This window comes from Thainema salinarum CENA647 (genome assembly GCF_057732415.1).
In genome coordinates this window covers 272027-294519 of the sequence record NZ_JBYJZJ010000022.1, presented here as the reverse complement: position 1 = coordinate 294519, position 22493 = coordinate 272027, and the positions used below count along the sequence as shown (strand labels likewise).

Below are 22493 nucleotides of genomic sequence, written 5' to 3'. Positions count from 1 at the left end.
AAATTTTATAGGTTGTGTTATAGATGCTCTGCAAAATCTCTATACGGAGCGCCTGGTCTGGAGCCAAGCCAGCAATTAGAATGGCGCTAGTTAATATATTGGTATCAAAAACAAACCGAGAGCTAGTCATCCTGGAGCAGCATATTTAAAGTTTCCTGCGTGAGTCCATTTGCACGCGCTTGAGCTTGCATGTCATTAATAATTTCATTCAAAGAACGCCCTTTCATCGTTTGCTTTAGCCAAGCATTTAGCAAAAGCTGTATTCTCTGTTGTTCGTCTGGATCTGCTTCTCGAAAAGCTTTAGCAATCTCCGAATCGACCTGAATTGTAATAGCTTCCATTGTTAGACATCCTCGTATAATAAATGACTAATTTTTCTGTTTATTTATTCGATTTAAATTCAAAATTTGATCTTAAACATTAGAGAAAAAATCAAGCTGTTCGGATTACTTCGAAGATAACCAAGGATTTATAATCGTAAGATTTGTGCCATCGAAATCGTCTTCGTTACGAGTGACCAACACTAGAGAATGCTGAGTAGCAATTGCCGCAATCAAAGAATCCATCACTGGAAGCGTTCTTCCTTGCTGCTCTAGTTCTGCTACTAATTTGCCCCAAAGCAACATTGTCTGTAAATCAATATTGATAATGCGCCCTGAGAACCGAGCAGGCAGATCTTGCTCTAGCCAATGCATCAAGGTTTGTTGACGTTGAGATGGGGCAAGCTTATGAATTCCCTTTGCAATTTCACCCATCGTAATGACACTTAAATACAGCGTTTCAGGATCTTGAGCATCGAGCCAATCTAAAACTGGTTGTTGTGGCTTCTTAGCAACTGCTTCAGAAATTAGGCATGTATCAAGCAAGTAGCTCATGGGGTAAACCGATCATGAGGTAAAGAGCGATCGCGACTCAGATCCAGCTCTCCGGGTTCGACATCTTGGCAGAGCGGAGACTGGCGAAAAAAGTTAGAGAGCGTGTTTGAAGGGCGTTGAGATTCCTGCACCCATAGCATAGTCAAACTTTCGGCTAAGACTTGAATCAAATAAAGCTTTTCATCCGGTGGTAGACGAAGAAGCTGTTCTTTCAGCTCTGTAATAGTCATAGTGGTCAAACAATTTACGGTAGCTATACGTTATTTCAATTATCTCCTACCCATTCTCAGCGCTTTAATAATTTAAGCTGTTCTGTTGCCCTGTATTTCTGTCAGTGAACCTGTATTGACTCCACAGGCCAGATACCGTACTGTGAAACGTTAAGTTGTCGGCCCTAAACACGTGCGGCGACTGATACCAAAAATCTAGTCACGCTATCCAGAGTTGGTGCGAACAACCCTGGACAGCTAACCCCCGGTTGTTCACGGCAACGCGGAGGCTGTGGAGGATTATAACCTTCTCCAACGCCACCCTGCATTGCGCTGCACGTTTGCGGGGTGGCTAGGTTTTTGGCTTTTCTCAAAAAGTCAAGAACAGGAGAACCATAATGACATATTTCATCCTCGGTGCTGCATCCGATGCAGCGCCACAGTCCGGTGCGCCCAACTCCAGCAGTTTCCAACGCGACGGTCGCCATCCCCTGCGGATTATTCTGCTCGGCACCCACCCCGACATCATCATCACCATCAAAAACCTGCATCGGCGTGGCTTTGCCGAAGCCAACGAGTGGAGCCAGCCCATCCCCTGCCCCAGTGCCAGCGATGTGACTCGGCTCCTGCCCAGACAGGCTGACGATCAAATCAGCATTCTGACTCGCTATTTAAGCTAATCAGTCAGAGTCCAGAAACCGGATTTCTGATGACCGATAGTGAAAAACACACGAAGCGCGATCGCAGAAATCCGGTTTTTGATTCATTACGCCACATTCACCAACCATAGATAGGCTAATAGACCAAAGGCGGCAACGGTTGCGATCGCATCTCGCTGCTGACGGACAAAATATTGCAGACTAGCCCAAAACTCCCGGAGTGCCCGACAACGCACATCGCCCAGCTCCGTCATCAGCCACTGCACCTCAGCATCGACTTCTTCGAGCGTGAGTTCATTGCGCTTATACGCCGCTTCAACCTTATCTAGCTTTTTCCAGTACTCCCGCGTTGCACTGGTCAGATCAGTAAACATGTTGAGTGGATCGCTTTGTAAACTTTTGTGAATTGCTATTGACATTCTAGCGTTCACATCTGGTGAGGTTTTCCACACTCAGTTAGAGATCCGGGTTAGAGATTCCGACGTAGATCCACTCCTAATGCACTCTACACAATCTGCGATCGCGCTGGTTATGCCCTGTTGTGTGTTAGATTAACAAGCCTGCCTTGAACCGACTCCAAAATAAAATCTCGAATATAGGTGCTGGCATTCAGAATTTCGACCCCAATCAACTCTCCATCAGCATTCAACTCTGCGGTGACATTCGGACTAATTTCGATGCTTCCTGCTTCTGGTTCTTTTGAGATCAGCAGGTGAAGAATGTCTTCTTCTTTGAAGTAGTGCATCTGAGGCATCTGCTGTTTAATGTCAGACATCAGTAATAAACCGTCCTGTTTTTAGCCGAAATCGAATTTGTTGCCGAGCAGAATCGCTTCAATCTAGTTGAGATCAAACCCTCTTTGCTCTACTAGGTAACGCAGATAGGCCGTCCAAACAATTTCAGGCATGAATCCTAAAGCGAAATTTTTCTCGTCTCAGCAGAGGATAATAGGAAAAAGAGGATATTTGAGGAATTCGCTAATAACGTTCGCGACAGCAAAACCCAACATTTGCAGAGATGGTTAACGGATTGATGTTGGGTTTCATGTTTTAACCAACCTACGGCGATGTGCGATCGTACTAAGGCAGATGACCATACCTAGATTAGGATTAATGACTGCTCTTTTTTATTCTTCCCATATCGCTTCTGCTTGCTCCTTCGACTTACTAATCAATGTCTTAGTCTCAATTATCATCGCACTATCTCTCATTTCATTCTTAATATCTTGTAAAATCAATGCTGCCCGACCAATATCCTCCGCTTCTGGATTATTACGGATATAGTCCTCTAGAGTTGCTCTCTGTTCATCTAGAAATTTCCATGGACGTGAGCCGTTATAATCCATGAACCCTAGTGGCTCATAAAACGGCCCCCGTGCATCACTAACGTTCATTGCGATGACATATTGCTTCTTTCGATCTTTCGCTTCAAGCCCATGCTCGTATGTCAATAATTGACCCATTCGCATCCCTCGAGGTGAAGCAGTCAAATTCGCTACCCGAAGTGCATCACTAGGCTTTTGATAGTTGTCCCACCAGCTTCCTTTCTCCGATCTAATTCGAGTTGGAGCTTCCTCACGATTTTCAGAAATCTTATATTCCGGCATGTATACTTTGCCACTTGCGTTTTCTTGCTCCTGAGTATCCTCATTTGTTAGTGAGCCTTTTAAGTCAATGCTTTCTTTGCCTCTAGTTACATTGACTGCTCCTCCTAAATTGCGCCTATTTTTTTGCGGCTCCGTGACATAACGTTTTGGTTGTATGGCATTAGTATCAGTTGTGTTAGTTACTTGTATATTTTTTGGCCTATCTAAGCTTTCTTGAAGACGGTCATTTCCCGATCCTCCCCTTATTAATTTATTTTGCGTTTTATAATCTTTATTCTGCTGCACTACATGGGTCAACTCATGAGCAATTAACTCCTGTCCACCTCGGCTTTCTGGTCGATATTCCCCCTGCTTAAAAAATAAATCCCGCCCCGTCGTAAAAGCTCGTGCTCCCACACTGCGATTCAACTGATCTGCCCGCGCATCCGTATGCACTCGCACGCCACTAAAATCTGCCCCCATTGCTTGTCCCATCTCGGTCTGCAATGTCGGCGTTAGGCTCTGCCCACCGCCACGGGCACGATTAATTTCCTTCTCCACCTCCACTGATGCAGATCCACCCTCAGCTCCCTTCCGCTGAACTAGGGGCTTCATCTGCAATTCATCGTCTTCTTCTAGAACCTCTCGCTGCAATGTTTCGAGAGGCTTCATCTGCAATTCGTCCTCTTCATCCGGTATTGTCTCCCGCTGCAATATTGCCTTGCGCCTCACAGCATCAGCATGTTTGCCGAGTTGTCCCAACGGGTGATATCCATCGTTAGCATCGTCAGCTTCATGAATCCGCTGCACTACATCATGAGCCACCCGATCTGCTTCCTGTTCATACTTGTCATTTGGCTCACCAATCGTCAGCTTGGCCTGTAGCGGTTGGCTTAACGTCGATATGGGTTGGGGATCAAAAGACGATAGTCTTTGGGTCAGATCAAAACTACCCGCCAAAGCACCTGCCTCTTCCTGTAGCTGCGGTGCTTGCTGATTGTTATTGATCTCTGGCTGAAACGGACGAGTTTGCAGCAATTTTTCAGACGACAGAACTAAAGTATCCTGTGCTGGTTTGGGGGCGTATTGGCGACGGCGCATCGTTTAGACCGTTGAATTGGGGGCTTGTCTCACTATCGGTTCTAAACTGATCTTTAAAGAAAAAGCTATTAGGCTTTGGTCTAATTCTTGCTAATCGCCTGCTGCACCTCATTAATGGTGATTTGCTCAGCCGCTGCGTGAATTTTAAAGGTTTGGGTGGGCTGGCTCATCACCGCAATCACGGTTTCCACTGGCGGACAGCCCGGTTCATGGCACTGAAGCTGGCTGATGGAGATTGGGATGTCAGTCGGTAAGTTTAGAGCGTCGTAGACCCAGGTTTTGATTTGGCGAATGTGTTCCGGATTGGGAGCAGATCGGGATTGGTTGAAGAGGTTCATGGTGGATGGGTGGAAGAGTGGATGGGTGGAAGGGTGGATGGGTAGATAAAGAAAGAGCAGGGGAGAAAGGGAGAATAGGAGCAGGGGGAACGGAAGAATTGAGCTAAGTCGTGAATTGGGTGGGGAGGCGGATGGTGAATTTGGTGCCTTTATTGACTTGGCTATGCACATCAATCGTGCCGTCTTGTAGATCGACGAACTGCTTAACAATACTGAGTCCTAGTCCCGTACCTGGAATGTTACTAACGTTGCGACCGCGATGGAAGGGGTCAAATAGATGCCGTCGATCTTCGAGCGGAATGCCGATGCCTTCATCCTGCACTTGAATGATGAGCTGGTTTTGGCGTTTGGCGAGCTTCAGGTGAATTGCTTTGTCGTCTGGGGTGTAGCGAATCGCGTTAGAGAGTAAGTTACTTAACAGCGATCGCAACAGTCGTTCGTCTAAATTGGCCATCAACTGGCGACTGCGACAGCTAAACTGGACGGGGCTTTTGGGACGATGGTATTCCCGCTCCGCCAGTAAATCTCGGCAGAACGTAATCACATCCAGCGGTTCCGGATTGACTTCCAGCACCTTGGCCTCAATCTTGCCGATCACCAGAATGTCGTCGATCATCTGGGTCATGCGCTCGACGCTGGCTTCAATGTTGTGCAGATAGTCGGCCTTTTCCTCCGGCTGGAGCTGAGCATCATAGCGATTCAGCGACGAGACAGATAAAGCGATGTTGTTCAGCGGATTGCGGAATTCGTGGCAGACCATTGAGACAAACCGCGATCGCATTTCACTTAATTCCCGCAACTGGTGATTAGCCTGCAACAGCTTGGCGGTACGAGCCTGCACTTTGCGCTCCAGTTCTTCATTGGTGCGCTGCAAAACCTGCTCGGCCCAGCGACGTTCAGTAATGTCGCGGAAGGTCACAACGGCACCGATTAGCTGTCCCGTTTCATCATGCATGGGGGTGCTGATGTACTCGACGGGGAAGCTGGTGCCATCCTTGCGCCAGAAGACTTCATCGGTGACGCGGCGGACGCTGCCGTCTTGAAAAGCGGCATAAATAGGGCAGCCTTCTCGCGGATAGTGGCTGCCATCGGGATGGGAATGATGCATGACAGCGTGCATGGACTTGCCAATTAGTTCCTCCATCGGCCAGTCGATCATGGCGGCGGCAGCAGGATTGACGAAGGTGACGTTGCCGTCCAAATCCAGCCCATACACCCCCTCACCCACCGCATTCAGGATCAGTTGATGTTGACGGCGAAGCTGTTCAAGTTCTTGATCCCCCATCTGGTGCGCGGATTGATTTATGTGCTGATTAACAGACCGATCTGAAGCCGAATTCCAATTCGTTGCTCCATTGTTTTGCACGACTTGTGCCATAGGTTCGTCATCAAAAACTAAAGGCATCGATCTAGGAGAATGGCTGAATCAACTAAAGCAAAATCGCCCAATCTATATGGCCATGCGCGATCGCTTCAACATATTCCATCGATCAAAACTGTATTCCACTACACTACGGAGCAGCTCTTTAGAGATTACTAAAGTTAAAGCTAGAGTGTTGCAAAAAATCAAGACATTTACTTCTATTCAGGCTAGATAAATCGGCAGAGGCAACGTTTTCTGTTGGCAAATCTAAGCTTAGTTTGCTGCTAAAAGCAAGCGTCATTCACCATTCCGTGTTTCCTATGAAAACAGTATTAGTCATTGAGGATGAAGCTCAAACTCGCAATATTTTTCTCAAATGTTTAGAGTTTGAGGGATTCCGAGCCTTTGGTGCCAGCAATGGTTCAGCGGGATTAGATCTGGCTAAAAATCACGAGCCAGATTTAATTGTCTGCGACATCATGATGCCCGACATGGATGGTTATTCTGTGCTGACAGCATTGCGTCGATCGCAAGACACAGCCTTGATTCCGCTGATTTTTCTAACCGCGAAGGTGACAATGACCGACCTGCGGCGGGGCATGGAAATGGGAGCTGATGACTACCTGACCAAGCCCTGCACGGTAGAGCAGTTTCTAGCCGCCATCAATACGCGGCTTAAGCGCCAAGAAGAGCTAGAACGATTGTATCGACAGGTACATGCAACGCACAATTCTGCCACAGCTCCTGCGCTAAATACGAGTCAGGCTAAAGATCGCAGCGAGACAGCTATCTTTCCGGATTGCCCCCAACTCACAGCCGTATTTCACTTTATTGAAACCCACTACAAACAGCCAATTAATCTCAGTGATGTGGCTCAAGCAGCTGGCTATTCACCCGCCTATCTTACCAATTTAGTACAGGAAAAGACCGGGCAAACCGTTAAGCGTTGGATTATTGCACGACGGATGGCCCAAGCTAAAAGTTTATTGACCAATACATCTGAATCGATTCGACAAGTTGCCGAAGCCGCTGGTTATACCGATGCCGGATATTTTAGTCGGCAGTTTCGCCAGTTTCACGGCGTTTCTCCCCAGGCTTGGAGACAGAAATCTGTAGCGAAATTAACGAATTAGCATTCAATTTTCAGTCTCAAACTAATTTCAAAAGAAAGTCCCATTAGATTCAAAAAATAATCCAATGCGCTATCTAATTGATGGCTGATACAGTACAGAGCAAGATGCCTGCCAGCTCAATCGGCTTTGGTTTTGAGTCCGCATAGTGGAGTTTAGGTTAGACAAAATTATGGTTTTTACAGCGACACAAACGAATCAAAAGTGGGGAAATCTGAATTGCGATCGCGGAGAACTGTCTGATTTACAGCTGGCATGTGTCATCTGCGGTGGGCAGCACTCGACGATGGATCACTGGGAATTTATCCAGACCATGCCGTCTGACCCCGTGGATATGGTGGATGACCTGGTGAAGATGGGTCTCTACAAGCAAAATCAGCTCCGAGCGGCAGACAGCATTAACGCCCATGAACTGCGGAAGGCGCTGTTCCTCAAAACCGTCGGTCGCGGCAGTCCCAAGCGCGAAAAGCTAATTCTAGATCTGTGTAAGCAGGCTGGTGGTCTAGAAAACGCCTTTGCGGCAGCGTTTGGCCCCCAGGCAGGTTTGTTCTTCGCTGATTCGATTCGCAATAGCGGTGCAACTCGGCGCGAGTTTCTGCGCAATATGGCTGTCGGTGCGGCACTTGTTACCCTAGCGAGCTGCGGCGGTGGCGGCGGGGGTGAGCCAACCGTTGAGGATACGGGCGAACCTGTCTCCACAGAAGGACTGGAAAAGACGGACTTGCAGGTTGGCTTCATCCCCATCACCTGCGCCACGCCCATCATCATGTCGGAGCCGCTGGGCTTTTACCAAAAGTATGGCCTCAACGCCAAAGTGGTTAAGATGCCAAGCTGGGGAGCCGTTCGCGATTCTGCGATCGCAGGTGAGCTAGACGCCTATCACATGCTGGCTCCCATGCCGATTGCGATGACGCTGGGCCTGGGTTCGGCAGCCTTCGGTGTGAAGCTGGCCAGCATTGAAAACATCAACGGTCAGGCCATCACTGTCGCGGAGCGCCACAAAGGTAATGTCAATGGCCCCGCCGACTTCAAGGGATTCGTGATTGGCGTTCCTTTCCCCTACTCCATGCACAATTTGCTGCTGCGCTACTACCTGGCGACGGGTGGAATCGATCCGGATGTAGACGTGCAGATTCGCCCCGTGCCGCCGCCGGACAGCATCGCTCAGATGGTGGCGGGTGACATTGACGCTTACCTGATGCCCGATCCGTTTAACCAGCGGGCGGTTTATGAAGGCGTCGGCTTTATCCACCTGATTACCAAAGAGCTGTGGCCCGGTCATCCCTGCTGCGCCTTTGCCGCCAGCGACCAGTGGATCAGCGAAAATCCCAACACCTTCCGGGCGTTGAACAAGTCGATTATCGAAGCCGCTGGCTACGCTCGCAATCCGCAGAATCGGCCTGAAATCGCCGCCGCCATCTCCGAGCGGGCGTTCTTAAATCAGCCTGTAGAAGTGGTTGAAGCCGTCCTGACGGGCAATTTTGAAGACGGCAACGGCAATACGCTAAACGTACCCGACCGGATCGATTTTGACCCGTACCCCTGGCAGAGCTTCGCCAACTGGATCTCCTCGCAGCTGGTGCGCTGGGATCTACAAGGTGACGGAGCAGCGGCAAAAGCCATGACCGATCAAGGCTATGACGAGGTGGGTAAGGAAATCTTCCTGACTGATTTGGCTCGTGAGCTAGCGGAGGAGCTAGGCCAAGAGCCTCCGTCGGAAATCTATCGCAGCGAAGAATTGATGTTTGACACCTTTGATCCTGCTAATCCAGACGCCTATGTACAGCAGCAGATTGATGAGTACGGTGTGTAATTTGGCGATCCAGCAGTTTTCAAGGAGGTATCACAATGGCGCTAAGTAACCCCGTGACGGGCTCATTGACAACGAGTGAGAAGAAAGAATCTCTGCCCAAAAATGAAGGTGTGAGAGCGTTTGCCCTCTTCATGCTGTCCCTAGGACTGTTCTTACTGTTTTGGGAAGTGGGTGCCCGTATGGGCTGGTTTGCCCAAGGCATGCCCACCGCATCCAAGACGCTAGAGGAGTTCTGGTGGTGGGTGACCAATCCATTCTTTAGAAATGGCCCCAACGATATGGGCATCGGTTGGAACCTGCTGATCAGCCTGCGACGAGTTGCGATCGGATATATCCTGGCCTCCATCGTTGCTGTACCTCTGGGCCTCCTGATTGGTATTTCACCCGTTGCCTACAAGGCATTTAACCCCTACGTGCAGCTCCTAAAGCCCATTTCACCGCTGGCTTGGCTACCACTGGGCCTCTATATTTTTCGAGATTCGGAGCAGACCGGTGTTTTTATCATCTTCATCTCTAGCATTTGGCCAACGCTGATTAACACGGCCTTTGGTGTAGCTGGCGTGGATAAAGACTACCTGGATGTCTCCCGCACATTGGGAGCTTCTCGAATGCGCACCATCTTTAAGGTGATTATTCCGGCAGCTTTACCCAATATTGTCTCGGGTTTGCGGATCAGCATGGGGATTGCATGGTTAGTCATTGTCGCGGCTGAGATGCTGCTCGGTACGGGGCTGGGCTACTTCATTTGGAATGAGTGGAACAACCTGTATATTCCCAACATCTTGGTCGCCATTTTCATTATTGGTCTGGTTGGCTTGCTGCTCGATAGCATCTTTGCCGCCCTCGAAAAATTTGTTGCATTTGGTCGAAACTCATGAGCTTTGCACCCGTGAACGACGTTTCCACGACGAAACCCCTTTACTCTTCGGCTCAGTTGTCCATTCGCAACGTGACGAAGGTTTTTCCCGGCAAGAACGGTCTATTTGATCGGCTGACGGGCAAAACCAAGTCCGACTTCATGGCCATCCAGGACATCAGCATGGAGATTGAGCCAAACACCTTTGTCTCGATCATTGGCCCCTCTGGTTGCGGTAAGTCTACGCTGCTGGGCATGATTGCGGGTTTATCATCCATTAGCGCTGGCGAAATTCTGCTCAACGGTCATCCCATTACTGGGCCAGGGCCAGACCGGGGCATGGTGTTCCAAAATTACGCCCTCATGCCCTGGATGACGGTGGAAGAGAATATCCGCTTTGCCGTCGAGACGGTGCATCCCAAGATGTCGCCCAAGGTGATGAGCCGGATCGTAAAGGAGAACATTCAGCTTGTCGGTCTAGAGGGCGCTGAGAAGAAGCATCCCCATGAGCTATCGGGCGGCATGCGTCAGCGAGTCGGCATTGCTCGCGCCCTAGCTATCGATCCGCAGATTCTGCTGATGGATGAGCCGTTTGGCGCACTGGATGCCCTAACCCGTGGATTCCTACAGGACGAAATTGAGCGCATCTGGGAGCAGCAGCGCAAGACGGTAATCATGATTACCCACAGTATTGATGAGGCACTGCTGCTGTCTGATCGGATTGTGATGATGACCCGTGGCCCCGCCGCCCGAGTCGATGAAATCCTAGAAGTGCCGTTCCCCCGTCCCCGCAATCGGGAAACGATTGAACAGCATCCAGCCTATCACAAGTTGAAGGCTGAGATGGAAAGCCATCTGTTCCGCGAGACGCGGGCGGTTGAGGCAGCAAGGATTCAGAAGTAGAAGTTGAAACACCAGAGAGGATTTAGATATGGCAATTCCAGCAATCACTGAAAAACTACTCGCGGCAAAGAAAGCGAAGGGAATCACTTTTGCGGATCTCGAATCCAAGGTTGGTCGCGATGAGGTGTGGATTGCATCTGTGATCTATCGTCAGGCCAGTGCGTCTGAAGAGGAGGCCACCCAAATTGTGGAAGCGCTGGGTGCCGATCCGTCGTTTATTGAGCCGTTGACCGAATGTCCTGTAAAAGGATCGCTCGATCCCGTGATTCCAACCGATCCGCTGATCTATCGCTTCTACGAAATCATGCAGGTTTACGGAATGCCGATTAAAAGCGTGGTGCATGAAAAGTTTGGCGACGGCATTATGAGCGCCATCGATTTCACAATTGACGTGGAAAAAGAAGAAGATCCGAAAGGCGACCGCGTCAAGATCATCATGTGTGGTAAGTTCTTACCTTACAAGAAGTGGTAATCCACCCACTTGGTTATTTCCTGTCTGATGTCTGAATCTATCAATTGCTGAGAGGATGCCAATGTTACACCTTCGGTTTTTCAAGACGCTTCAGCCTACAGCCGCACGATTGAGCGGTTTCGGGTTAGTGGTTGCTAGTGGACTGCTGCTGGCTCTGCCTGCCTCTGCTCACCATCCGTTTGGAGGTGAAACTCCTGCCAACGCCGTTCAGGGCTTTCTCTCAGGATTAGGGCATCCCGTCATTGGCATGGATCACCTGGCGTTTGTGATTACGGCAGGTTTATTGGCTGCTGCCGTTGGCGGAGGTTTAATCATCCCTCTCAGCTTTGTGATGGCTTCGATAGCTGGTACAGGTATTCACCTGATGGAGCTGAACTTACCCGCTCCCGAATTTTTCATCTCGGCCTCAGTCCTGCTATTCGGTGTGCTGCTGGCGATGAAGCAACAGCCGAATACTTGGATTGTGGCTGGTTTAGCGGCTTTATCCGGAATTTTTCATGGCTATGCTTATGGCGAAGCTGTTGTGGGGGCAGATATGGCTCCAATTGTTGCGTATTTACTTGGGTTTGCTGCAATCCAAATGGTTATTGCGATCGCAGCTTATGGTATTGCCAACCAATTGATTGGCAAAAATAGCGATGCGCTCGGTCTGCGGTTTGCTGGATTCACGCTAGCAGGCGTCGGTGCTGCTTTCCTCTCAGGTGTTGTACTGGGTTAAAGCAATGACAACGACCGGAAAGAAACTCGTGCCGCCGTTTGACCGAGAAATTGCGATCGCAAAAGTACGGATGGCGGAAGATGCTTGGAACAGTCGCGATCCGGATCGGGTATCGATGGCCTACACAGAGGACAGTTTCTGGCGCAATCGAGCCGAAATCTTTCAGGGACGGGAGGCGATTCGCGAGTTCCTGCGCCGCAAGTGGGATAAAGAGCTGGACTATCGCCTAGTCAAGGAAATGTGGGCCTTTGGCGAGAACCGAATTGCGGTGCGTTTTCAGTATGAATGGCACGACGATGCCGGACAGTGGTTTCGCGCCTATGGCAACGAAAACTGGGAATTTGACGAAAACGGCCTCATGCGCCGCCGGGAAGCAAGTATCAACGATAAACCGATTACGGAAGAGGAACGTCGCTTCCACTGGCCTGCCCCTGGCGCACGCCCACAGGATCATCCGGGACTGATTAATTCACCTGAATAGATACTTTCGAAAAAGCAGAGGAGACACGCGGTGCGTGTCTCCTCTGCTTTTTCGGGTTTTCAGTTCGACTAAAGCTACTCCAAATTATCCTCAACCAAAATTTCTGGGACGGCTGGTTGGGGGCAGCGATAGGCAAACTGCTGGTCGTTCATCATCGTGGCACCACAAATCAGGGCGTTGCGTAAATCCGTACTCACAACAATCGCTTTGGAAAAATTGGTATCGAGCAGGTTGGCGAACTGCAAATTTGAGGATTCGATCCAGGTGCGATGGACATCTGCCGCTTGTAGATTCGTTCCCACCATCTGCGTGTAGTAAATCTGGGCGTGGGACAGATTGGTGGCGCTCAGATCCGCACCGTTCAAATTGGCGTAACCCAAGTACGCCTCTTCCAGATTGGCACCCGTGAGCAACGCCCCTTCCAAATTGGCGCGATAGAGATTGCTGCCCTCCAAATTGGCACCGCGCAGATCGGCACCGCGCAGATCCGCTTCATGAAGACTGACTTCCTCTAGATTGCAGCCGACGCAGGCATTGGTTTCCAAAAGCTGCTGTACGGCATCCAAGTTACTATCCGCATGAGCTTCGGTCACGAACGTTCCAGTTAGGATCGGCAGTGCGATCGCAGCCAACATCCATCGATTGTTCATACCCCAACCTTCTTTCCTAACCTTCTTTAAGAACTAGGCAATATCCGGCGGCACTGCGCCCACACCCTGGGTTTGCTGAAGCTGCATCTTAATCGCCAACTCCACGTCCTGTCGCCGCACCTCGACCCCTCTAGAGGTTTGTCCTGGCGTATCGAGAAAAATCACGCTTTCAATCTGCTTCATCGAGAAAAGCTGAAACAGAATGTGGGTAATCGGCATCGGCATCGCCATCAGATTCGGGTCATTCCGCTGCATCGGCGTTGGCCCTTTTTTGACATCCTCCAGCGCGGAGTAAGCGTAAATCATCCGCTTCTCAACGTTGGTTTGATCCGGCTGCTTGCGGTTCAAAATCGTGATTACCCACTGCTGATTCAAATTTTGCACCACGAAATACTCAGTGTGCTTTAGCCGCTGGGCAAAAGCTTTCAGCACAGGTGCGATCGCAGTAATCACCTCCGGCGCAACGTTATTTCTGGCAGCGTTATCGACAAGGATTTGAATCTGTTGATCGAGGGGATCTGTCGTCATGGCAATGGGTCATACTCACAATCTGCCTCCATCTTAAACAGTTCCCCGATTTGGCGCGACATTGTGCAATATTTCGCCGTTTTATTTCTCGTTGGCCAGCGCTCGAATTACTCGTTCCAACCCAGCAACTACACGGGTAAACCGATCAAAATCAATCTTGTCCGGCGTATCCTCTGGGGTGTGGTAGTAGGGATAGCGAAACGGTGCTGTGTCTGTCACCATCAGCGCTGGGTAGCCGCACTGCCAAAAGGCCCAGTGATCCGACCAGCCGACACCAGTTAGCAAACCGGGTAACGCGCTGCCTTCCGATGGAAACTGGGCCTGTTCGCGAAATAGCTTCACCACGCGGCGCACCAGTTGGGCGGAATCCAGATTGCCGACAAAGCCAATGAAGTTGCCCTGGAGCGGATAGATTTGGCCGAGGGGAAGGGGATACTGCTGACTGCCCACGTCGTCCGAGTAGTAGCCCATCGTTTCCAAGCTCAGCATGGCGACAATGTTGTCCTGATTAGCCTGACACTGACGAGCGTAGACCAGGCTGCCCATGTGGTCGGTTTGAAAGAAGGGCGGTTCTTCGTTGACGAACTGGACAAAGCGCAGGGTGCGGGACGGCTGGCAATCTTTGAGGCGGAGAGCCAGTTCCAGGGTAGCTGCTGAACCAGAGCCGTTGTCATTGGCGGCTGGGCAGCCTGGAACAGAATCATAATGTCCACCGATGATGATGATTTCGTCGCTGCGATCGCAACCCGGAATCTCTACCATCAAATTCTCGAAAACCTGATCGCCAGAGAATTTTGCCCTATAGCGCTGTCGCTCAACCACATAGCCTGCTGCCTGCCAGGTATCGCTGAGGTATTGTGCTGCTGCGGCTAGTCCTTGGGGATTGAGATAGTTGCGATCGCCAATTTCGGTCGCCAAAACGTGAATATGGTGTTCGAGGGCGGTTTTGAGCTGCTGTTCGTCGGCATTCAGGGGCGGCAGTTTGCCTTGATAGCTGCTGCCGGGCATTGGGAGAATCATAGGCGACTAGAAATTCAACTTCATAACCTCAAAATCGGACGAGTTCTATAAATTTGATGCTCAACTTCTGTATTAGTAGGAATAAATGTAAAATTCCAGACCGTAGGTTTCAATGTTTCCGAAACGAGATCCCAGCATTCATTCCACCCGACCCTTTCTCTATCCGAATCTCTTATCAATTCAGGATATTGATTGATATCATCTATGTTCGCATATCTTGCTGTTACTACGACTTCATATTTCCCTGATTCAATTTCAACGGTATAGTCAGGATCTGCTTGATGAAATCCCCACAGTAAAATTCTCCCAAAATCATTACCGCCAGATTGTTCCTCTATTTCAAATGGAGTAGAAAACGCAATCACTGTATCAGCGCTGAAATCATAAACCATTTCCCTATCTTCTTCTGACGCTCTGTAGATGTTGACAATAAACTTTCTTTTCTCTGTGAAAGTTGTGAGCGAAATCAGGTTTGGTTCAGTGATTTCGAAGTAATTTTCTGCAAAGCTATTTGTATTGCCAACATCGTCTGGATAATCAACCGCCTCCGATGAAACACTCATAGTACCTGCTATGAGTCCAGCTACTACAAAAGATCCAATTTCGGTAATCATTTGACCATTCTGTTAGATGGATTAGCTTGATTAGTACGCTAAACCTAGTTCCACCCAAGTTTGTGTTGAGTAGAATTGAGGCAGAGAGTTCAGCAGGCCAAAGCCGATGGCTCAGCAACGACGCAAGCGTGGCACAGCAGGCGATAAAACGATTTGTCTGCCCATTGCAGACGACCTTGACTACGAGGTCTTAGTAGAAGACCGGGAAGCCTTTCGCCAGTATCTCAACGAGCAGATCGCATCCCACCCGGAACTGTTTCCCGACGGGATTGAGGCAGGCTATCGCTTTCACGGATGGGTCGAGTCCTCTCGTCAACAGCTCAAGACCCGGCGGATTTTGCTGCCGAGTACCGGAGAGGCTTATCAACTGCGTCCCGATTTGGTGATGCCGTACATGAGCGAGACGGCGGAGATGGCCGACAAAGCGCTCTATTTAAGAAAGCATGGCCTGTCGTATGAGGGGATTGCCTATGTGCTGGGCCGTTCTGAGATGCACTGGTATCGGCTCTGTCAGTCGTTCGGTCGAGCCTCGATTGTGGGCAGTACCCTCAAAAGGGAAACGGCGCTCCCCCCCATCTAGTTGCCGATGAGAAGCATTGTGATTGGCACGGGCAGCGAGTCTATCTGGCAGTGACAGCGGCGCAAGGGTGCGTCCTGGGAGCCAGTCTCAGTGCCAATGCGGGTCAGGATGGATTAACCGCAGCCTATGGGGTATTCCAGCAGGAAGCTGCCCATCATGTTCCCGACTATGCGCCCGAGACGGTGACGACTGATGGTTGGGAGGCCACCCGAGCCGCTTGGGAGGAGCTATTCCCTGGCCTGGTCTGGATTCTGTGCTTCCTGCATGAGGTGATTAAAATTCGCGATGGGTGCCGCTCTAAACCAGTCCTGGGTCAGCAACTAGCCGACAAGCTTTGGCATCTGTATCGGGGCCAGAGCAAACGTCACTTTGCTCAACGGTTGCGTCGGTTGCTGGAGTGGGTGAACACCCACGCGTTGCCCCAGGCCATTGACGCTCGCTTGCGACGCCTCAACGACAAATCTCACGTCTTCCAACGCGCCTTTGACTTCCCTGACGCCTATCGCACCAGCAATCAGGTTGACCGTCCGATGAACTATCTTGACCGCATCTTGTATGCCATGCAAGATTTTCATGGATTCTGGGACTCGGCGGAACAGTCGGTGCGCTCGATGGCCTTACTCTGGAACTTCCATCCCTTTTGTCGCAAGACTCGCAAAGCAATGGGCGGGTGCTTATGCCCCTTTGAGCAACTCAACGGCTTCCGCTATCACGACAACTGGGTTCGCAATTGGCTGATTGCCTCATCGTTGAATGGCAGAAGACCATTGCTCAGGAACGCTGACACAAAATAAGTTGGAACTAGCGCTAAACAAATAAACCGTAAACCTATTGGAAGCATAGCGCCGATTCTACAACTTGATTGTTAACGGATGACGTACTGTGTTGGCGTACTGTTCAAATAATCTGTTGGGACAAATCCCATTTTGTGGGGACGCTTGCCCCCACGCCCCCGGCTGGGAGACGAGTCGCGTCCCCCAGATCCCCTCCGAAAAAGCTAATCTGTTTTGTGTCAAAGATTGTTGTCTTTAACGGTGCTGTCGCCGTTCGGTAAGTATTAGCGTGGCCTAGAATGCCCTCATCCCCTAGCCCCTTCTCCCACAGGAGAAGAGGAGCCGGATCGGAAGTCCCTCTCCTGCGGGAGAGGGATTTAGGGTGAGGGCAAAACGACCGAGGGCAAGCTAGCAAAGCATCACGCTAAACAGATACCACGGCGACAGTTCCCTTGCTCCTCTGCAATTTAAGTTACTGTTTCCCCCAACAAGAAGCGCTCTTACCGGAGACGGGCAGAGGGTTGTAAACTGTTGAAAATTCTTGCTTAAAGCAACAACTGCCGTGGCAACCGTCATCTTAGAAAACATCTATAAAAGCTTTCCTCGTCGGGGACAGACCCAGGCTACGCCCAAAACAGAGGCATCTCTGGCGGCTGTGCCGGCGGCGACGGGAGCGTCTGCCGCTGTGGAGCAATCCGTTGAGACCGAACCGACTGCGCATACTCCCGCAACGGCGACGGTGTTGCGGCGGATCAATCTTAAGGTGCAGGATGGCGAGTTTATGGTGCTGGTGGGGCCATCGGGCTGCGGCAAGAGTACGCTGCTGCGCCTGCTGGCCGGACTGGAGCCGCTGACGGCGGGCAACATTTGGATTGGCGATGCGCTGGTGAATGACCTGCCGCCCAAGGCGCGGGACATTGCGATGGTGTTTCAGAGCTATGCGCTCTATCCGCATTTGACGGTATATAACAATTTGGCCTTTGGCCTGCGGCGCACGTTTGCGGAGCCGAATCTGTCATTAAATCCTGGCAATACGGAAACACCTGCCAATCAGTCCGCCAAGAACGCGGCAGCGAAAGAGATCGCACAACGGGTTCAGCGCGGGTTGCGATCGCAACTCTCCGACTTCGCCGTAGCCACCACTCGTCGCCTACCGCCGGGACTGCGCTACTGGTCAGCCAAGGAGAAATATGTGCATCAGCAGGTGCAGACGGTGGCCAAGATGCTGCAAATTGAGCCGCTGTTGGATCGTCTACCGCGCCAGCTCTCCGGCGGACAGAAGCAGCGGGTGGCGCTGGGTCGGGCGATGGCGCGCAATCCCCAGGTGTTCTTAATGGATGAACCGCTGTCAAACCTAGATGCCAAACTGCGGGGCGAAACGCGATCGCAGATCGTCAATCTTCAGCGCCAGCTTGGGATTACCACCATTTACGTCACTCACGACCAAACCGAAGCAATGACGATGGGCGACCGGATTGCCGTGATGAATGCGGGCCAAATTCAGCAGGTGGCGCGACCGCTGGAGCTTTACAACCGTCCGGCCAACCGTTTTGTAGCGGAGTTTATTGGCTCCCCACCGATGAATTTTTTGCCCGTGGACGTGAAAGCGCCGCTGCTGATTACCCATGCCGACTTTCGATTAACGCTGCCGGATGTTTGGGAAAATGTACTGCAAACCTACGATGGCCGCACAGTCACGCTAGGTATTCGGCCCGAACATCTGAGCTTGAGCGTCCCTGCTCCCAAAAATCTGCGCGGCATTGTGCAGCATGTTGAAGCGCTGGGTAGCGAAACCTACCTGACAGTTGAAGTCACAGGACAAATTCTACAAGCCCGTGTCGATGCCGATCATATCGTTCGGATTGGCGAGGAGGTTTGGCTTGCGATCGCACCCAATCGGGTTCATCTGTTCAATCCGAAAACGGATGAAGCCATTTTTGCAGATCGACGTGAATGAGCCGCACTAGTGGGTCAGTGTTAATTGGTCAGTAGACTATCTGGGCCGCTGTGGTGAAACGTTTGATTGGAAAACGGTGAACCAAACGACTCCGGAGAATTTGACTGCAAATAGACCACGGCAATAATCTGGTCATTGCGCTTGAGGACGCCCCAGGAGCTAGGAACGGTGTTGTTAATTACCGTACCTCGCAGTTCATCGTCCAGCGTTGCTGCTTGGCCGGAAAAAAGCTGCTGAATGGCTTGGGTTTCCTGCTCCGTAGGGAAGCCCGTATAGAGCTGCGGTGATAGTAAAAGCTGGCCTTGGTTATTGGCTGCGATCGCACTGGCATCAATCCGCGCATACTCATAGGGCGGTTGAGTGGCCGGAATCAGAATGGCAGCCGTCGGCTGATGGGGAAACGAGGCTTGAATCGAGCCAAAGAGCTTCGTGAGATTGCCCAACTGTCCGGCTTCGGCCAGGGTATTGGTTTCAAGCGCTTCCAGTAGCGGCGGTGTAAACAGCCCCAGCACTTGCTCCATCGACTGATCCATCTCAGCCTGGGTTTGGTCAAATTCCACCTGCGCCGCTCGCATCGATGCCTGGGCACGAACTTGGTTCACCACCTGTAGGCCACCAATCAAAAGCGCGATCGCAACTACGCTAGCCAGTGCTCCTTGGCGCATGCGTCGCTTTAGTCTCCGCGACAGAGAATAATCTGGCAGTTGTGCGCGGCTAGCATTGGCTTCGGCCAATAGCGCCAAGCTCAGCAGAATATTGATCACAACCAGCACAAAGGTAATAATGCCTCCGGCGACTAGCAAGGCTCGAATTAGCAAGCTCCAGGCATCTGGCAGAATATCCCAGCCCAGAATTTCGTCAATCACCCACAGCACAATGCCGATGCAGGACAGCAGCAGCAGCCAAACCGCAACGTTAGTGACCAACCGCAACAAAAACCGATGATTCATAATCAAGCTTGCGAGAGTAGTAATATCAAGTCCGCGTATAAGAACCCAATTTAGTTTTTGTGAAACGCTTGCGGAGCAAGCGTTTCACAAAAACTAAATTACGGGTTTTCAACCGGACTTCATACAATAAACCTCAGCTACTACAGACTCGCTCAGCCAGGTTCCGGATTGCTCTCGCCATCTACACCAATTCTTTTGACTGTGGCTGTTTTTTAGTGGCGAGAAGAGTGAAGCGTGAAAAGTGAGGCGTGAGGCGCATTACAACTCAGCACTTGTAAAAGGTCTCAAGGATTGGGGGCAAGAGAGCAAGGAGGAAACGGGGCAAGGGAGCAACGGAGCCTAAATTTTCCTTTCTCCCCTGCTCCCCCACTCCCTCACTCCCTCACTGCCTCACTCCCTTGCCGCGATTAACCTATAGCCACGTAGCAGGAAACAGTCCTAGTTGTTGTCAAAGAAGCCGAAGCGACCATAGCCGATGAAATTGCCAATGGTGTTGTCACCCGCTGGATAAGCCGTCACGCCAAACTGATAGGTGCCGCCATAGGCGGGATTGCGGCCTGTCAGCGTAATCGTGACGGTATTACCCGGCATGACGGGTTCATCCAACACAACGAGCACGTCATCCGGATTATCCGGTGCGCCGCCGACATTGGCCAGACTGAGGCTGGTGCCATCTGCAAAGGCTTCACCGAGACTGGCTTGGCTTTCTTCCAGCATGAACGAAATATCGCCCACATGGTTACGAGGAGAAATCACCACCGCTTCCAGGGGTTCTCCCGCATCGCTGGGAACGGCAATTGTAAAGTGATAATCACCCTCTAAGCCAGGAGTAATCGTGCGGGTCACAGCTTCCACCAGTTCCGGTGGACGGTCAAAGGCAACGGTGCCATCCGGGTATTGGACAGCGAAGGCGGGAGGTGCGATCGCAGTTCCAATGGTTCCAACTAAACCAACAGATAAACCACCCAATACTAAACTTCGAATGGTGTGGGTTGAATGTCTAAACATAATTGTGTACCTCATTCCATAAATGGCAGAACGACAGTTGAGGGGAACGCTGTAGCGAAACGGTGTCGCATCTGCTCTCGGTCTTCTGTTTTTATTAGAACAAGGCAAGTTGGCTGATAGGTGAGCGCTAGTTAATAAGCCCCTGAGTTTTTGCTTAAAAGCATAGATTTAACAAATTCGCCAACTGTAGGGGCGGTTTTTGCCGTCAACTCTATGACAAGGAGCAGATTGGTCTACTAAACCCGCTCCTAACCAATATCGAACTCATTGATGCACAATCCTTACGATTGCAGCGCTGCCAAATCTAATTCATTCAACGGCTGAAAGAAATCCATCAGTCGTTCTTTAATCGCATCTACGCCGCCTGCCACATTCGACTCAATGTTCAGCGGCATCACCGGATCGTGCAGCGAAAGGCGCAGCAAAAACCAGCCGTTTTCCTCAGCCGACTGACAAGTAACCCGCACGCCTTCGTAATTATTTGGCACAACCTGCCAGCCGTCCTGCGCGGCAGCAAAGTCTTTCAGTCGCTCAATCACCGCGTTGCCATACGCCTTGAAGTCATCCGCCTTGATTTTGAGCCGGAATTCTTCACTCTCCACTGGTTCCTGCAAATTGGCAATCAAATCCGTCAGCGTTTTACCCTCCAGCTTCGACTTGGCCAGCTCAACCAGCAGCTTACTGACCAGATACGCGCCATCATCCAGAAAGTAATTTTCCTTCATGGCTCCGTGACCAGAGGTTTCAATCGCCAGCCAGGATTCTTGTCCGGCTTCATTTAAGCGAATCGCCTCGTTGATCACGTTCTTGTAGCCCCGCTTGAAACGGTGATGCACGCCGCCCAGATCCTCTTCGATAAACTGCATTAATCCGTCCGAGGTGATGGAATCGGTCACGACTGTGCTGCCGGGATGCTCCTGAAGTGCGATCGCAGATATCAGGGCAATCAGCCGATTCCGGTTCAGCTCCCGACCTTGGTGATCCACCGCTGCCCCCCGATCCACGTCGGTATCAAAAATAATGCCAAAGTCAGCTTGGTTGTCAATCACCGCCTGACAAATTGAGGTCATCGCTTCCTTATTTTCAGGATTCGGCACATGGTTGGGAAATGAGCCATCCGGTTCTAGAAACTGGCTACCCGTCGTATCTGCTCCCAGGGGCGCGAGGACTTTGCTGGCATAGAAACCACCCGCACCATTGCCTGCGTCAACAATTACCTTCAGCCCTTGCAGCGGTTGGTCAAAATGCTCGGGATGGTTCACCGCTTTGCGAATCATCTGCACCAGTTGGTCAGCGTAGACGGAAATAAAGTCACGCGCCTCAATTTCACCGGGAGTTTCGGCTGCGGCAAACTCACCTTGCTCCGCCAGCGCCAAAATATCGCTAATGTTTTGCTTGTCTAAACCACCGTTCTTGGTGAAAAACTTCAGTCCGTTGCGGTTAAACGGGAGGTGACTCGCGGTCATCATAATGCCGCCATCGCAGTCATACTCCGGCGTGACGGTGCTCATGAACATAGCAGGTGTAGATGCGATCGCACAGTCATACACCCGACAACCACAGGCCGCAATTCCCTCCATCACGGCTTGCATCAGCTCTGGCCCAGAGAGGCGACTGTCTCGACCAATGGCGATGGTGAGTTCGGCAGGCGATTTGCCCAGGGTTTGCGAGAGCCAGCTCACGAAGGCTTTGCCCAGGGTGCGAACCACGTCCGGCGTCAGGTTTACGGCTTCATCCGGTACACCCTCCAAGGCGACCCCGCGAATATCCGATCCGTTCTGGAGCTGTTTCCACGCAAATGATGCTGCTGTCGGCATGACTTTTCCGCTGATAGACCTAACATTACATTGCTCAGGCTAACGCGAGTTTTTTCCGTAATCGGCAGGCTTTAGGCTTAATTCAGAGTTAGG

At 50.9% G+C, this 22493-nt stretch carries 26 protein-coding genes; 11 read left to right on the top strand and 15 right to left on the bottom strand.

Features of this window, described 5'->3' with window-relative positions:
- Positions 1 to 122 precede the first annotated feature (122 nt).
- The 3 genes from AC286M_RS08105 to AC286M_RS08095 form a co-directional block, all read right to left on the bottom strand.
- Positions 123 to 341: a hypothetical protein gene (locus tag AC286M_RS08105; protein WP_488203894.1), complete on the bottom strand. Its 219-nt coding sequence runs from the start codon at positions 339 to 341 to the stop codon at positions 123 to 125.
- A 105-nt stretch (positions 342 to 446) separates the two neighbouring features.
- The gene (locus AC286M_RS08100) at positions 447 to 875 is read right to left on the bottom strand and encodes a type II toxin-antitoxin system VapC family toxin (protein WP_488203893.1); all 429 of its coding nucleotides are present in this window, start codon (positions 873 to 875) and stop codon (positions 447 to 449) included.
- On the bottom strand, positions 872 to 1105 hold the full coding sequence (locus AC286M_RS08095; RefSeq protein WP_488203892.1) for a hypothetical protein: 234 nt from the start codon (positions 1103 to 1105) through the stop codon (positions 872 to 874). Before AC286M_RS08095 ends, AC286M_RS08100 begins: the two co-directional genes overlap by 4 nt.
- 377 nt (positions 1106 to 1482) lie before the next feature.
- Here AC286M_RS08095 and AC286M_RS08090 point away from each other — a divergent pair, with 377 nt between their 5' ends.
- Positions 1483 to 1764 carry a hypothetical protein gene (locus tag AC286M_RS08090; RefSeq protein WP_488203891.1) on the top strand — a complete coding sequence of 94 codons (282 nt, stop codon included), beginning with the start codon at positions 1483 to 1485 and terminating at the stop codon, positions 1762 to 1764.
- Positions 1765 to 1850: 86 nt separating this feature from the next.
- Here AC286M_RS08090 and AC286M_RS08085 read toward each other — a convergent pair whose 3' ends face one another.
- The 5 genes from AC286M_RS08085 to AC286M_RS08065 form a co-directional block, all read right to left on the bottom strand.
- On the bottom strand, positions 1851 to 2162 hold the full coding sequence (locus AC286M_RS08085; protein WP_488203890.1) for a hypothetical protein: 312 nt from the start codon (positions 2160 to 2162) through the stop codon (positions 1851 to 1853).
- Positions 2163 to 2272: 110 nt separating this feature from the next.
- Positions 2273 to 2518: a DUF2283 domain-containing protein gene (locus tag AC286M_RS08080; RefSeq protein ID WP_488203889.1), complete on the bottom strand. Its 246-nt coding sequence runs from the start codon at positions 2516 to 2518 to the stop codon at positions 2273 to 2275.
- A 351-nt stretch (positions 2519 to 2869) separates the two neighbouring features.
- The gene (locus AC286M_RS08075; RefSeq protein ID WP_488203888.1) at positions 2870 to 4429 is read right to left on the bottom strand and encodes an eCIS core domain-containing protein; all 1560 of its coding nucleotides are present in this window, start codon (positions 4427 to 4429) and stop codon (positions 2870 to 2872) included.
- 80 nt (positions 4430 to 4509) lie between these two features.
- A complete protein-coding gene (locus AC286M_RS08070) occupies positions 4510 to 4767 on the bottom strand; it encodes a hypothetical protein (protein WP_488203887.1) in 258 nt (85 codons plus the stop codon).
- A 103-nt stretch (positions 4768 to 4870) separates the two neighbouring features.
- Positions 4871 to 6145: a PAS domain-containing sensor histidine kinase gene (locus AC286M_RS08065; RefSeq protein ID WP_488203886.1), complete on the bottom strand. Its 1275-nt coding sequence runs from the start codon at positions 6143 to 6145 to the stop codon at positions 4871 to 4873.
- A gap of 305 nt (positions 6146 to 6450) precedes the next feature.
- On the opposite strand from AC286M_RS08065, the gene AC286M_RS08060 reads away from it, so the two are divergent.
- The 7 genes from AC286M_RS08060 (at position 6451) to AC286M_RS08030 (ending at position 12503) form a co-directional block, all read left to right on the top strand.
- Positions 6451 to 7263 carry a response regulator transcription factor gene (locus tag AC286M_RS08060; RefSeq protein WP_488203885.1) on the top strand — a complete coding sequence of 271 codons (813 nt, stop codon included), beginning with the start codon at positions 6451 to 6453 and terminating at the stop codon, positions 7261 to 7263.
- 169 nt (positions 7264 to 7432) lie between these two features.
- On the top strand, positions 7433 to 9073 hold the full coding sequence (locus AC286M_RS08055) for a CmpA/NrtA family ABC transporter substrate-binding protein (protein WP_488203884.1): 1641 nt from the start codon (positions 7433 to 7435) through the stop codon (positions 9071 to 9073).
- A gap of 35 nt (positions 9074 to 9108) precedes the next feature.
- On the top strand, positions 9109 to 9951 hold the full coding sequence (ntrB, locus tag AC286M_RS08050; RefSeq protein ID WP_488203883.1) for a nitrate ABC transporter permease: 843 nt from the start codon (positions 9109 to 9111) through the stop codon (positions 9949 to 9951).
- A complete protein-coding gene (locus tag AC286M_RS08045) occupies positions 9948 to 10832 on the top strand; it encodes an ABC transporter ATP-binding protein (protein WP_488203882.1) in 885 nt (294 codons plus the stop codon). The genes ntrB and AC286M_RS08045 overlap by 4 nt, the downstream gene beginning before the upstream one ends.
- 28 nt (positions 10833 to 10860) lie before the next feature.
- Positions 10861 to 11304 carry a cyanase gene (gene cynS, locus AC286M_RS08040; RefSeq protein WP_488203881.1) on the top strand — a complete coding sequence of 148 codons (444 nt, stop codon included), beginning with the start codon at positions 10861 to 10863 and terminating at the stop codon, positions 11302 to 11304.
- A gap of 61 nt (positions 11305 to 11365) precedes the next feature.
- Positions 11366 to 12022: a HupE/UreJ family protein gene (locus AC286M_RS08035; protein ID WP_488203880.1), complete on the top strand. Its 657-nt coding sequence runs from the start codon at positions 11366 to 11368 to the stop codon at positions 12020 to 12022.
- Between the two features lie 4 nt (positions 12023 to 12026).
- The gene (locus tag AC286M_RS08030; RefSeq protein ID WP_488203879.1) at positions 12027 to 12503 is read left to right on the top strand and encodes a nuclear transport factor 2 family protein; all 477 of its coding nucleotides are present in this window, start codon (positions 12027 to 12029) and stop codon (positions 12501 to 12503) included.
- A 74-nt stretch (positions 12504 to 12577) separates the two neighbouring features.
- On the opposite strand, the gene AC286M_RS08025 is transcribed toward AC286M_RS08030, so the two are convergent.
- The 4 genes from AC286M_RS08025 to AC286M_RS08010 form a co-directional block, all read right to left on the bottom strand.
- Positions 12578 to 13153 (bottom strand): pentapeptide repeat-containing protein, encoded by a 576-nt coding sequence (locus AC286M_RS08025; RefSeq protein WP_488203878.1) that lies wholly within the window; start codon positions 13151 to 13153, stop codon positions 12578 to 12580.
- A 33-nt stretch (positions 13154 to 13186) separates the two neighbouring features.
- Complete coding sequence (locus AC286M_RS08020; RefSeq protein ID WP_488203877.1) at positions 13187 to 13681, bottom strand: hypothetical protein; 495 nt, start codon at positions 13679 to 13681, stop codon at positions 13187 to 13189.
- A gap of 81 nt (positions 13682 to 13762) precedes the next feature.
- Complete coding sequence (locus AC286M_RS08015; RefSeq protein ID WP_488203876.1) at positions 13763 to 14701, bottom strand: M28 family peptidase; 939 nt, start codon at positions 14699 to 14701, stop codon at positions 13763 to 13765.
- 20 nt (positions 14702 to 14721) lie between these two features.
- Complete coding sequence (locus tag AC286M_RS08010; RefSeq protein WP_488203875.1) at positions 14722 to 15315, bottom strand: hypothetical protein; 594 nt, start codon at positions 15313 to 15315, stop codon at positions 14722 to 14724.
- A gap of 106 nt (positions 15316 to 15421) precedes the next feature.
- Between AC286M_RS08010 and AC286M_RS08005 the strand changes: the two genes are divergently transcribed.
- The 3 genes from AC286M_RS08005 to AC286M_RS07995 all read left to right on the top strand — a co-directional run bounded on the left by AC286M_RS08005 (position 15422) and on the right by AC286M_RS07995 (position 18625).
- Complete coding sequence (locus AC286M_RS08005) at positions 15422 to 15895, top strand: hypothetical protein (RefSeq protein WP_488202633.1); 474 nt, start codon at positions 15422 to 15424, stop codon at positions 15893 to 15895.
- A gap of 50 nt (positions 15896 to 15945) precedes the next feature.
- Positions 15946 to 16689, top strand: a complete 744-nt coding sequence (locus AC286M_RS08000; RefSeq protein ID WP_488202632.1) for a hypothetical protein — start codon at positions 15946 to 15948, stop codon at positions 16687 to 16689.
- A 541-nt stretch (positions 16690 to 17230) separates the two neighbouring features.
- The gene (locus tag AC286M_RS07995; protein WP_488203874.1) at positions 17231 to 18625 is read left to right on the top strand and encodes an ABC transporter ATP-binding protein; all 1395 of its coding nucleotides are present in this window, start codon (positions 17231 to 17233) and stop codon (positions 18623 to 18625) included.
- A gap of 20 nt (positions 18626 to 18645) precedes the next feature.
- On the opposite strand, the gene AC286M_RS07990 is transcribed toward AC286M_RS07995, so the two are convergent.
- From AC286M_RS07990 to AC286M_RS07980, 3 genes are all read right to left on the bottom strand, one after another.
- A complete protein-coding gene (locus tag AC286M_RS07990) occupies positions 18646 to 19575 on the bottom strand; it encodes a hypothetical protein (protein ID WP_488203873.1) in 930 nt (309 codons plus the stop codon).
- A gap of 438 nt (positions 19576 to 20013) precedes the next feature.
- Entirely contained in the window at positions 20014 to 20583 is a 570-nt protein-coding gene (locus AC286M_RS07985; protein ID WP_488203872.1) for a DUF2808 domain-containing protein, read from the bottom strand.
- A gap of 281 nt (positions 20584 to 20864) precedes the next feature.
- Complete coding sequence (locus AC286M_RS07980) at positions 20865 to 22400, bottom strand: phosphomannomutase/phosphoglucomutase (protein WP_488203871.1); 1536 nt, start codon at positions 22398 to 22400, stop codon at positions 20865 to 20867.
- Between the last annotated feature and the right edge of the window lie 93 nt (positions 22401 to 22493).